Annotated in this window: 11 protein-coding genes; 4 read left to right on the top strand and 7 right to left on the bottom strand. The window is 38.1% G+C overall.

Annotation, left to right across the window (positions count from 1 at the left end):
• Positions 1-69: 69 nt before the first annotated feature.
• Entirely contained in the window at positions 70-2,184 is a 2,115-nt protein-coding gene (locus NIZ91_20640) for a heterodisulfide reductase-related iron-sulfur binding cluster (GenBank protein ID USY55076.1), read from the bottom strand.
• A 191-nt stretch (positions 2,185-2,375) separates the two neighbouring features.
• On the opposite strand from NIZ91_20640, the gene cls reads away from it, so the two are divergent.
• Together cls and uvsE are read left to right on the top strand one after the other, a co-directional pair.
• Complete coding sequence (gene cls, locus NIZ91_20645; protein ID USY55077.1) at positions 2,376-3,572, top strand: cardiolipin synthase; 1,197 nt, start codon at positions 2,376-2,378, stop codon at positions 3,570-3,572.
• Between the two features lie 23 nt (positions 3,573-3,595).
• Positions 3,596-4,549: a UV DNA damage repair endonuclease UvsE gene (uvsE, locus tag NIZ91_20650; GenBank protein USY55078.1), complete on the top strand. Its 954-nt coding sequence runs from the start codon at positions 3,596-3,598 to the stop codon at positions 4,547-4,549.
• Between the two features lie 32 nt (positions 4,550-4,581).
• Here uvsE and argS read toward each other — a convergent pair whose 3' ends face one another.
• From argS to speE, 4 genes are all read right to left on the bottom strand, one after another.
• Positions 4,582-6,252: an arginine--tRNA ligase gene (gene argS / locus NIZ91_20655; protein USY55079.1), complete on the bottom strand. Its 1,671-nt coding sequence runs from the start codon at positions 6,250-6,252 to the stop codon at positions 4,582-4,584.
• Positions 6,239-6,688, bottom strand: a complete 450-nt coding sequence (locus tag NIZ91_20660; GenBank protein USY55080.1) for a DUF1934 domain-containing protein — start codon at positions 6,686-6,688, stop codon at positions 6,239-6,241. Before NIZ91_20660 ends, argS begins: the two co-directional genes overlap by 14 nt.
• Positions 6,689-6,845: 157 nt before the next feature.
• Positions 6,846-7,724: an agmatinase gene (gene speB, locus NIZ91_20665; GenBank protein ID USY55081.1), complete on the bottom strand. Its 879-nt coding sequence runs from the start codon at positions 7,722-7,724 to the stop codon at positions 6,846-6,848.
• A gap of 157 nt (positions 7,725-7,881) precedes the next feature.
• Positions 7,882-8,709: a spermidine synthase gene (speE, locus tag NIZ91_20670; protein ID USY55082.1), complete on the bottom strand. Its 828-nt coding sequence runs from the start codon at positions 8,707-8,709 to the stop codon at positions 7,882-7,884.
• Positions 8,710-9,077: 368 nt separating this feature from the next.
• Here speE and NIZ91_20675 point away from each other — a divergent pair, with 368 nt between their 5' ends.
• Positions 9,078-11,150, top strand: coding sequence for a penicillin-binding protein (locus NIZ91_20675; GenBank protein ID USY55083.1), 2,073 nt, complete (start codon positions 9,078-9,080; stop codon positions 11,148-11,150).
• 35 nt (positions 11,151-11,185) lie between these two features.
• Here the strand turns inward: NIZ91_20675 and NIZ91_20680 are convergent, their stop codons facing one another.
• Positions 11,186-11,695, bottom strand: coding sequence for a YwhD family protein (locus tag NIZ91_20680; GenBank protein USY55084.1), 510 nt, complete (start codon positions 11,693-11,695; stop codon positions 11,186-11,188).
• 18 nt (positions 11,696-11,713) lie between these two features.
• On the bottom strand, positions 11,714-12,361 hold the full coding sequence (locus NIZ91_20685) for a site-2 protease family protein (protein ID USY55085.1): 648 nt from the start codon (positions 12,359-12,361) through the stop codon (positions 11,714-11,716).
• A gap of 146 nt (positions 12,362-12,507) precedes the next feature.
• Between NIZ91_20685 and NIZ91_20690 the strand changes: the two genes are divergently transcribed.
• On the top strand, positions 12,508-12,693 hold the full coding sequence (locus NIZ91_20690) for a 4-oxalocrotonate tautomerase (GenBank protein ID USY55086.1): 186 nt from the start codon (positions 12,508-12,510) through the stop codon (positions 12,691-12,693).
• Positions 12,694-12,695 lie beyond the last annotated feature (2 nt).

A 12,695-nucleotide genomic window follows, 5' to 3' on the forward strand; every position in this document is an offset into this window, starting at 1 on the left:
TAGCCCCCGTGCTTTTAGTAGCATTTGGGGGGCTTCTAAACCTTTATGCTTGTGTAATAAACTCTCTTATCAAACAGGTTGTTTTGCTTCGCTTGTTCCAAAGATTGATTTTTCTAAAAGCTCAGCTACATCATATGTTCCTACTTTTTCTTCAACTTCTTTCGCTTTTGTACCATCGCTAATCATTGTTAAACAGTAAGGGCAACCAGAACTAATAATACCCGGGTTTACTTCTAGCGCTTGTTCTGTACGCGCTACGTTAATTCGCTGACCAGAAGTTTCCTCTGCCCACATGAGCCCTCCTCCTGCACCACAGCACATTCCACTTTCACGATTTCGAACCATCTCAACTATTTTCACTCCTGGAATTGCTTTTAAGATTTCACGTGGCGGATCATATACTTCGTTATATCTTCCTAAATAACAGGAATCGTGAAACGTAACTGTTTCTTCAATTGGAAAGTTTGGCTTTAACTTTCCTTCTTTTACAAGCTGTGCTAAAAGCTCTGTATGATGATAAACTTCTGCTTCTAACCCAAAGTCTGAATACTCATTTTTGAAAATGTTATATGCATGAGGATCAATCGTGACAATCTTCTTTACGTCATTCTTTTCAAATTCCTCAATATTCTTCGCAGCTAACTCTTGAAATAAGAACTCGTTCCCTAGTCGACGAGGCGTATCTCCCGAGTTCTTTTCTTTGTTTCCTAAGATGGCAAACTTAACTCCTGCTTCATTTAGCAACTTAGCAAAGGAAAGCGCAATTTTTTGACTTCGATTATCATAAGACCCCATTGAACCGACCCAAAATAAATATTCAAATTCCTCTCCGCTTTTCTTCATTTCTTTAACTGTTGGTACATGAATATCTTCTCGCATCTCTCTCCATGTTTCTTTTTCTTTACGATTTAGCCCCCATGGATTTCCTTGACGCTCGATATTTGTCATCGCTCTTTGAGCATCTGGATCCATTTTTCCTTCTGTTAAAACTAAAAAGCGGCGAAGGTCAATAATTTTATCCACATGCTCGTTCATTACAGGACATTGATCTTCACAATTTCGACAGGTCGTACACGCCCAAATTTCTTCTTCTGTGATTACGTCTCCAATTAAAGAAGGATTGTATTCTAAAGTAGCCGCTACTTCGCTACTGCTTTGGCTTGCTCCCATAACAGCAAGCTGATTTCCTTTTGTATTGGCAAAAGCATACGTAGGAACCCAAGGCGCCCTAGAAGTCACGACAGCTCCTTTTTCAGTCAAATGGTCGCGCAGTTTCAAAATTAAATCCATAGGTGAAAGCATTTTTCCTGTCCCAGTCGCTGGACACATATTCGTACAACGTCCACACTCTACACATGCATACAAGTCAATGAGTTGATTCTGTGTAAAATCTTCAATTTTCCCCACACCAAATGTTTCTTGAGACTCGTCTTCAAAGTCAATTTTCTCTAACTTCCCCGGCTTAGAAATACGATTAAAAAACACATTCGCTGGACCTGCAATTAAATGTGCATGCTTCGACTGAGGTACGTACACTAAAAATGCTAATAAAACCAGTAAATGAACCCACCATGCTACATAAAAAATGACAATAGACGCGGTTTCACCGATTCCATTTAAAAGAAACGCAACAGATGACGCAATTGGCTCCGTCCAAGCTAAATCATGATCATGCCAGATTAGTGACATTCCGTTTCCAATTAGTACCGAAAGCATCAAACTACCGATAAACAGGAGAACCAATCCTGATTTAAATCCTCTTTTTAATCGAACAAGCTTTTCAACATAACGACGGTGGAAAGCCCATACAACAGCAATTAAAATTAATACAGTTACAATTTCTTGAAAGAATGTAAAGCCTGGATATAGCGGACCTAGTGGTAGATGTGACCCAGGAACTAGCCCTTTTAAAATAAAATCAATTGCACCGAACTGAACTAGAATAAAACCGTAGAAAAAAAGAACGTGGATAATTCCACTTTTCTTATCTTTTAGTAACTTTTTCTGACCAAAGACATTAACCCAGACTTTGTTTAGCCTTTCTTTTAGCTTTTGATCAAACTCAACTTTCTTACCCAATTGAATATACATCAACCTGGTTCGAATTAAGTAAATGAACAGCGACGCCGCGTAAGCGGTTACAATTAGAAACAAAATTAGATTGACCCACAATAAAGCTGACACATAATTCCCTCCCTCTCCCTGATGAAAATTTAGAAAATAATGAACTTTTCTTCATTTTATATAATGAATGAACATTCAGTCAACATGTTTTCTTTCTTTTTTGTTCATATTCTATTTAAACGAGGTGAAACTAAGAACAGAAATAAGATAATCATCGTAAATTATTCGCTTGATGGAGGGAGGGAAAGGAAATGTTGGCTACTATAATTATTTTAATCGTTATTTTGATTGTGGCATGGTTTGCTATTGATTTAGGTGTTGGCAAAAAGGAACTCATGCAAGAAGAGCGTACATTTCCAATGCGTCAAGCGTCTCTCAAACTTTTTACAGATGGAACAAAGCTTTATAATGACTTGTTTAAGTCAATTGAACAAGCTCAGCATTCCATTCACATTTCTTTTTACATTGTTAAGAACGATCAGGTTAGCCAACAATTTGTGAATCTTCTCTGCGAAAAAGCCAATCAGCAAGTTGACGTTCGCCTACTCGTTGACCGCATCGGTAGTATGAAACTTAATCGAAAGATGAGAAACCATCTTCAATCTTGCGGAGTAAAGTTTTCATTTAGCCGCCGTATAAAATTCCCTTACTTATTTTACACAATCAACGCAAGAAATCATCGAAAAATAACCATTATTGATGAGTCCGTTGGCTATATTGGAGGGTTTAATATTGGTCAAGAATATTTGGGCTTAGATCCTAAGTTAGGCATTTGGAAAGATTATCATTTAAAAATAACGGGAGAAGCCGTCACTGATTTGCAAACGCAGTTTTTAACAGACTGGGGCTCATCTGTGAACAATGAAGAACACGAGGAAGCGGGAATTAGTAAGCAAATAAAAGACCCCTCTATGCAAACCGTTCAGCTTCGCTCAACGGAAGGTGTTTCCTTAGAGGATCATTTCTTGCACATCATTAACGAAGCAAAAGATGAACTTTGTATTGGAACTCCTTACTTTATCCCAACAGAAGCCTTAATGACAGCCATTTTAGAAGCACGAAAACGAGGGGTTATGGTTTATATTCTCATCCCGATGCGAGCAGACCATCCACTCGTTCGCGATGCAGCATTCTCTTACCTTCCAACTTTAGTCGAAGCGGGGTGCCAGGTTCATCAATTTTATTATGGTTTCTATCACGGAAAAGTGATGATTGCTGATGAGCGAATTTGTGATGTAGGAACCGCTAATTTTGATAAAAGAAGTTTGTTTTTAAATGGCGAAATCAATTGCTTTATCTTTGACCCTGCTTTTATTAAGCATGTAAAAGAAACGTTCCATATGTGTTTACACGATTGTCCTCTTCTTTCTTTATCCGATATAAAAAAACGCAATTGGTTTGATAGATTTAAACAGGGGGTAGCTACGTTTATATCCCCGCTTTTATAGCTATGAAAAAGGAGTTAACAAACATGAATGTCAGATTCGGCTATGTTTCTCATGCCCTCTCTTTATGGGATTGCTCACCTGCAAAAACATTAACGTTTGCACGCTGGAGTAAGCTCTCAAAAGATGAACGTATGGAGAAATTGTATGATGTTACTCAGCAGAACTTGTACCATACCAAACGAGCTCTACACTATAACATTGCACATGAAATCATGCTTTACCGTCTTTCTTCTTCCCTTGTTCCTTTGGCGACTCATCCTGAAGTTGCCTGGGATTTTGTAACACCTTTTCAACAAGAGTGGAACGAACTTGGTCACTTAATAAAGTCTCATCAGCTACGAGTAAGTTTTCACCCTAACCAGTTCACGTTGTTTACAAGCGATAAGCCGCATATTACTGATAATGCTGTTTTAGATATGAACTATCACTATCAAATGCTAGAAGCAATGGACGTCGTGGAGGGATCGTTAATTAATATTCATGTTGGAGGAGCGTACGGAGATAAGATTAAGGCCTTGGAACGCTTTCACCAGAACTTAAAGAAACTTCCAGTGCATATTAAAGAGCAAATGACACTTGAAAACGATGATAAAACTTACACAACCGAAGAAACGCTAGCAGTTTGTGAAAAAGAACAAATTCCGCTTGTATTTGACTTTCACCACCATCAAGCAAATTTGGGAACACAGCCTCTTGAAGATTTATTGCCACGGATTTTTGAAACTTGGAAGCATGTAAACATTCGACCTAAGGTACATATTTCTTCACCAAAGTCCGACAAAGCATTTCGCAGTCATGCTGATTACGTATCTGCTGATTTTGTGAAGCCGTTTTTTCAACTAGCCAAAGAGCTGAATCAAGATTTTGATGTGATGATTGAAGCAAAGCTAAAAGACCAAGCACTATTAAAACTTGTAGAGGACTTATCCAAAATTCGCGGTGTAAAAAGAATTGGTGGAGCTACGCTAAAGATGTAAAAAAAAAATCCCCTTTCAAAGGGGATTTTTTTTTACATCTTTTCAGGAGCCGAAACACCAATTAATTTTAATGCATTTTGTAAAGTAACTTGCACTGCTTTGATAAGCTCTAAGCGCGCTTTGCTTGTTTCAATGTTATCTGTATCAATAACTTTATCTGCGTTATAGAAACTATGGAACGTTGATGCTAAGTCAAAGATATAGTTTGTAATACGGTGAGGAATACGTTTTGTTGCTGCTTCAGAAACAGCTTGCGGGAACTCACCAATTTTCTTTAATAAGTCCATTTCTTTCTCAGACTGAATTAGCGTATAGTCTACGTTTCCTTTTGTTAATTCTTCAACTTCAGTACCTTGCTTTAAGATACTGCAAATACGAGCATGTGCATATTGTGCATAGTACACTGGGTTTTCGTTTGATTGAGAAACTGCTAAGTCTAAGTCGAAGTCTAAGTGCGTATCTCCACTTCTCATTGCAAAGAAGTAGCGCGTTGCGTCTAACCCAACCTCTTCTACAAGATCACGCATCGTAACAGCTTTACCAGTACGCTTACTCATCTTCATCTTTTCACCGTTTTGATATAGCTGAACCATTTGAATAATTTCAACTTCTAGCGTATCTTTTCCATAACCAAGTGCTTGGATTGCAGCTTTCATACGTGGAATGTAACCATGGTGGTCAGCACCCCAAATGTTGATTAACTTATCAAAGCCGCGCTGAATTTTGTCTTGATGATAAGCGATATCTGGTGTTAAGTACGTAAATGAACCATCATTTTTAATTAATACTCGATCTTTATCATCACCAAATGTTGTCGAACGGAACCACGTTGCTCCTTCTTCTTCATAAACGTGACCTTGTTGCTTTAACGTATCAAGTGCAACTTGAATCTTATCGTTTTTATATAGAGATGTCTCAGAATACCATACATCGAACTTCACGCGGAATTGCTCTAAATCACGCTTTAATTTTTCCAGCTCATAATCTAATCCGTACTGGCGGAAAAACTCAAAACGTTCTGTTTCATCAGCTTGTACATACTGATTACCATATTTTTCAGCTAACTCTTTACCGATTTTGATAATATCTTCACCGTGGTAGCCATCAGCCGGCATTTCCTTATCCATACCTAAAGCCTGCATATAACGTGCTTCCACTGAATAAGCTAAGTTGTTAATCTGATTACCAGCATCATTAATGTAGTATTCACGAGATACGTCATAACCTGCTTTTGCAAGAACGTTACATAAAGAGTCCCCTACAGCTGCACCACGAGCATGCCCTAAGTGTAAATCACCTGTTGGATTTGCTGATACAAACTCAACCTGAACTTTTTCACCGTTTCCAACGTTTGATTCACCGTAAGCTTCTCCGGCTTTTAAGATGGTTGGAATTAACTCTGTTAAGTATGAATTGTTCATGTAGAAGTTAATAAATCCCGGACCTGCAATTTCAATTTTTTCAATTGAAGCTTTTGATTTATCAAACTGTGCTACTAGTTCTTCTGCAATAGCGCGAGGTGCTTTTTTTGCAATTCGTGCAAGCTGCATTGCCATATTTGTAGAATAATCACCGTGGGCTTTATCTTTTGGTACTTCTAACACGACTTCCGGTAGCTGATCTTTTGTTGCTAGCTCAGCTTTTACAACTGCATCTTGAATCTCAGCTTTTAACTTACTTTGCACTTGCTCAACAATGTTCATGTTCTTCCTCCTTGAATGTTATCGTTACAGCGTACTTACCTACTGATTGACCTTGTAAAGTCAAATCGTACGTAAAAAAGAGATGACCTCTTTTTTGGAGCTTTTTATATTCAATGTTATGAGCATATGTCATCATATCCATACGGCCATAAGGACTCATATACGTTCCTTCAAGCTTAACTTTTTTACGAAAAGACTGCTTCATTTTCACAGCACCGGTACGGTTAATCGTTACTTCATCCTCTTTAATCTTCAGTAACGTTTTAATATCCCCTACTTCTTCTTGATGCTCCGTATACGTCAAATAAACGACTTCGTCTTTTTTATAGTACGTTCCTTGAGCTTCCACCGCTGTTGTTTCCTTCATGTGCCCGTCTCGAATGTCCGTCACAATCTTAATTGCGATTGGCTTTTTAATTGTTGAAGCGTTATTCATCTCAAGACACTTCCTTAATTTTTACGAATACTTTATAACTTAAATAGTATAAACATTCCGAGACAAGAATTCAATAATACTTCAAGTTTTCGCTCATCTTGTAAAAAAAGAGTAGGCCACATTTCTCTCAATGCAACCTACTCTTTTATACATTTGTTTAGCGCTTTTGAACCCAACCCAAAATCATTTCACGAATAAGCTTACTAGCCGTATTTGCCGTTTGCTCAGAAGAATCATAAATTGGGGCAACCTCTACTAAGTCTGCACCTACAACGCGAATATCTGATTTAGCAATTTCATGAATAGAGGCTAACAGTTCTTTTGATGTTATACCTCCCGCATCTACTGTACCTGTACCTGGGGCATGAGCTGGATCTAACACATCGATATCAATTGTTACATAAACTGGACGTCCTGCTAGCTTAGGTAAGATTTCTTTTAACGGCTCTAATACTTCGAATTTTGAGATGTGCATGCCGTTCTCTTTCGCCCATACAAACTCTTCTTTCATACCTGAACGAATACCAAATGAATAAACGTTGCTTGGTCCAATATGCTCGGCAATTTTACGAATTGGTGTCGAATGAGAAAGAGGTTCACCTTCATACTCTTCACGTAAATCCGTATGCGCATCCATATGAATGATAGCAAGATCTGGATACTTCTTATACATTGCTTTCATAACTGGCCATGAAACTAAATGCTCTCCACCCATCCCAAGCGGAAATTTATCGGCTGCTAGCAGCTCATCGATATAGCCCTCAATCATGTCGATGCTTCGCTGTGCGTTTCCAAAAGGGAGCGGAATATCTCCAGCATCAAAATATTTTACTTCCTCAAGCTCACGATCTAAATATGCACTATACTCTTCTAATCCAATTGATACTTCGCGAATGCGTGTTGGACCAAAACGAGATCCTGGTCGGTAGCTTACTGTCCAATCCATTGGCATACCGTATAGTACGGCTTCACTTTCTTCAAAGCTAGGATGACTTTTTATAAATACATTACCTGAATATGCCTCATCAAAACGCATGAAAATGCCTCCTTGTCATAAAAACAAGACGCCAAGCCTTTCGACTGACATCTTGTCTATTGTGTCTGCTTTACACCAGCTAAACTGTCTGTAAAAGCTCGAGTGATTCAACGAATAATCAGAGAGAAATAACTTCCTCAATTATTGAAGCTTCACCTTATTTTACTAAATCTGCTACAAACTTCGGTAAAGCAAATGCTGCTTTATGAAGCTCTTTCGTATAATACTTTGTTTCGATATCAATAAAGCGATCTTCACTAACCTCTAGTGGATCATGCTTCTTAGAACCAATTGTGAACGTCCACAGACCACTTGGGTACGTTGGGATGTTTGCTACGTAAAGACGAGTGATTGGGAAAATTTCTTTTACATCACGCTGTACGTTTGTAATTAACTCAGGAGTAAACCAAGGGTTGTCCGTTTGAGCTACAAAGATACCATCTTCTTTTAACGCTTTTGAAATTCCAGCGTAGAACCCTTTCGTAAATAAATTTACTGCTGGACCTACTGGCTCAGTAGAATCAACCATAATCACATCGTATTCGTTTTCACTTTCTGCGATATGCATGAAACCGTCGCCTACTTTTACTTCAACGCGTTCATTTTCTAATTCACCAGCAATCTCCGGTAAATACTTCTTAGAGTATTCAATCACTTTTCCATCAATTTCAACTAGCGTCGCTTTCTTTACGCTAGGATGTTTTAATACTTCACGGATTACGCCACCGTCTCCGCCGCCTACTACTAAAACATTTTCAGGATTTGGATGTGTAAATAGAGGCACGTGTGCCACCATTTCGTGATAAACAAACTCATCTTTTTGAGTTGTCATTACCATTCCATCAAGAACTAGCATGTTACCAAACTCTTCTGTTTCAATCATATCTAGCTTTTGAAACTCAGTTTGTTCTGTATGTAAAGTGCGCTTAATTTTCGCCGTAATTCCGAAATTCTTCGTTTGTTTTTCAGTAAACCATAATTCCATTTAAACTCTTCCCTTCTGTTTTGAGAATTTAGCCTATGCATAGATTACCCTAACATAATTTATACAAACATGAAAAAAAGTATAGATGAATTTAAGTGAAAAGCAAAGGTTTTTTTTTAGACTTCTAGGTTTAAAAGAGCTTTTTCTTTTTCATACTAAACTATATATTCCTTTAAATTGCTATAACCTCATTTTAAAAGCCTGTATTTACCTGAATTACCTGTATAAATCTACACATTAAAAAGGCTTAAATAAATGGATTTAGCTCACAAAAACCCTTCTTTAATAAAAAGCACATATCAATCTGGGTACCCTTTAAAACGTAACTTTTTTAGAAACCAAAGGAGTTAACTCATGAGGTGATGACAATGGAAACTGTATTAATTGAACACTTTAAGAAAGCTAGACGTCTTTTTCGCATTCTACTTGTTCTTGCACTTCTATGTACTGTATGTATCGGGATTGCCTATATCAGTATATTTTTATACGCCAAAATTGCCGGTCCACCTACGCTCACTGTCCCGCAAACCGCTATTTTCTATTCCAGCAACGGTAAAGTATTAGACGAATTACATAACGGTGAAAAACGTTATTGGGTACCTCTAGAAAGCGTATCTGACAATATTAAAGAAGCCACATTAGCAGTTGAAGACAAGCGGTTTTATGATCATAATGGCTTTGATATTAAACGGATTGGTGGAGCAATTGTTGCTGATATTAAAGCAATGAGTAAAGTACAAGGTGCTAGCACAATTACGCAGCAGTATGCACGAAATCTTTTTTTAGAACACGATAAAACATGGACAAGGAAATTCCAAGAGGCGCTTTATACTATTCGCCTGGAATTTAACTATGACAAGGATAAAATCTTTGAAGGTTATTTAAATACTATTTACTATGGACACGGCGCCTATGGAGTTGAGGCTGCTTCAAAAACGTATTTTAATAAAAAAGCAAAGGAATTAACCCTAAGTGAAGCTAGTATGCTAGCCGGAATTCCAAAAGGGCCTACTTACTATTCTCCTCTTCTTCATGAAGAAAATGCAAAAGAGCGTCAGCGCATCATTTTAAACTTACTTGTTGACCAAGGAAAAATTTCGCAAAAAGATGCGGATAAAGCATTCGTAACACCTTTGGTATATGCCAAAAAAACACAAGATGAAGCAAATGTGAAGAAACAAGATGCGTCTTATTTCATGAGTGCAGCTTTATCGCAGTTAACAAACGAGCTAGGAATTACAGAGGCGATGATCCATTCAAACGGCTTGCGAATTTACACAACGCTTGATAGTAGCGTACAAAAGAAAGCGGAAGAAGCAATGAATACCGTTATGAATAAAGCTTCTGATATTCAAACAGCATTTGTCGCAATGGATCCAAAAACAGGTGAAGTAAAGGCACTAATTGGCGGTAGAGATTACAAGGAAAGCCCATTTAACAGAGCAACTCAAGCTGTGCGCCAGCCTGGTTCTACAATGAAGCCATTTTTATATTATGCTGCTTTAGCAGACGGCTTTACGGAATCTACCGCCATGCAAAGTGAAGAGACAACCTTTACCTTAAATGATGGAGTTTCAACATATAAACCAAGTAACTATAACAGCTATTATGCAAATAATCCGATTACACTAGCACAGGCCATTGCGCTATCAGACAACATTTATGCTGTTAAAACACATTTATTTATCGGGGAGCACCGATTGGTCGAAACAGCTAAATCATTAGGCATTTCGACTCCGCTGAAGCAGGTACCATCCCTAGCTCTTGGCACATCCCCTGTTCGCGTGATTGATATGGTTAATGCATATGGCATCTTTGCAAACGGTGGTAACGAAATTTCACCAACATTCATTAAGCGAATTGAAACAGCTGATGGAGACATGGTGTATGAAGCACCTCAAGAAAAAAAGAGAATTGTTGACAAGCGATTAGCATTTTTAACAACGCATTTGATGACAGGTATGTTCCAAAAGGAATTAAATGGATATACAACAGTAACAGGAAAGCCAATTTTAAAATACTTGTCAAGAGATTATGCTGGTAAATCCGGTACTACATCGACGGATAGCTGGATGATTGGATACACCCCTCAGCTCGTATCAGGCGTTTGGGTAGGTTATGACCAAGGCAAACAAATTGAACGTGTCGAGGAAAAAGCTTATGCAAAAAAAATGTGGGCATTGTTTATGGAAGATGCACTTGAAGGAAAGAAAAAGCAAGGATTTAAAGCACCTAAAGGGTTAGTTAGCGTAAATATCAACCCTGAGACAGGTGATATTGCAACAAAAGCTTGTTCGAAGAAATATAAAGCATATTATTTAACAGGTACTCAACCGACTACGTATTGTCGAGATAAAGGCGCTTCTGAAGAGAAAAAACAAGCACCAAAGAAGAAGGAAGAAGCGGATGGATTTTTTCATCGTCTGCGCGATTGGTTTTAAAAAAGGCCCTTGGCATAATGCCAAGGGCCTTTTTCTCATGATAAAGCTTCTTTTAATTCGTCACTAGAACGTTCCCAAATTTCCTTATCATGAGCAGATAGAAAATCTTTTAAGATTGTTTTTGACTTACTATCCATTTCGTCTACCATAATACGGCGCTTCATAGATTTATCCATTTTATTCACATGCTCTGGAAGCGACTTGTATCCACGACGAATCTCACGATCTACAGTCATTTCACATGCCGTTACGCCAGCATAATAAGGGCCTGCTGGATTACGATCAATTGTCACCCAAACAAGCCAATAGAGCTTGCCGTTAGGAACTTCGTCTTTGTTTGGTAAAAACTTAATTCCTTTTTCAACCACGCTCCTTGCATGCATCGCACCGATATCAACAAAAGCTTCTTCGTCTGATGGACACACAAAAACCGGTGAAATGTTCTCTAAGCTTAGTGCTCCAACCCCAAAACCTCCATGTCCATCTGTTGAATCATTCTTAATAATATTAAATCCAATATTTTTCTTTTTTTTCGGTTGATCCATTGTTAAAACGCTCCTTACTTAAGTTAATAACGGTCCCAGAAGTTGCTGAAACAGCTCAACAAAAAATGGGATCCCAATGTCATATATAGGGGCAATAATATAGCGGTCAAGCGGTGTAATAATTAACACTAAAAATAACAAGATTCCCCACGACTCATACTGCGTCATTTTTGCGCGCACTGTGTTTGGAACAAGATCTTCTATGATACGATAGCCATCAAGCGGCGGAAATGGCAGCAGATTAAATAAAAATAAAACAAGATTAATCGTGATAAACAGATTAAAAAATGTATATATTGGCTCTGTATCTAAGCCAAAGCGCAGCACCAAAAACCAACCAAGAACCCCTAAAAATGCAAGCAATAGGTTACTAAGCGGCCCTGCAATTGAAACTAATACACCAGCTAGACGCGGATTCTTGAAGAAAAAACGATTAACAGGTACAGGTTTAGCCCAGCCAAACCCCACGACAAGTAGAAGAATTGTTCCTAGCGGATCTAAATGTGAAAGAGGCGATAGCGTCAACCGCCCTTGTTTCTTTGCCGTCTCGTCTCCAAACTTGTATGCAACAAAAGCATGCGCAAATTCATGTAGCGTAAATGCGATAATTAGCGTAATAGCAACGTACGGAATATATTCAAGCGGAAAAGCTAAAAATTGATTCACTCGCTCTCTCCTTTATAATCATTCTGAATTATAATAATACATCGAGTATACTATAATTTAATTATTTCATCATTAGATGAGGGTGTATTTTTCAATGTAAAAGGACTACACTGAAGAAGACACTGAAGAAAAGGAGTGAAATTATTATGCCATATGTAACGGTAAAAATGCTTGAAGGTCGCACTGAAGATCAAAAAAGAGCTCTTGTTGAGAAAGTAACCGCTGCTGTATCTGAAACAACAGGTGCCCCTTCTGAGAAAATCGCGGTTTTTATTGAAGAAATGTCAAAAAACCACTATGCAGTAAACGGTAAACGCTTAAGCGATCAATAAGA

The sequence above is a fragment of the Bacillus sp. 1780r2a1 genome, from assembly GCA_024134725.1.
In the GTDB taxonomy this organism is placed as follows: domain Bacteria; phylum Bacillota; class Bacilli; order Bacillales; family Bacillaceae_H; genus Priestia; species Priestia aryabhattai_A.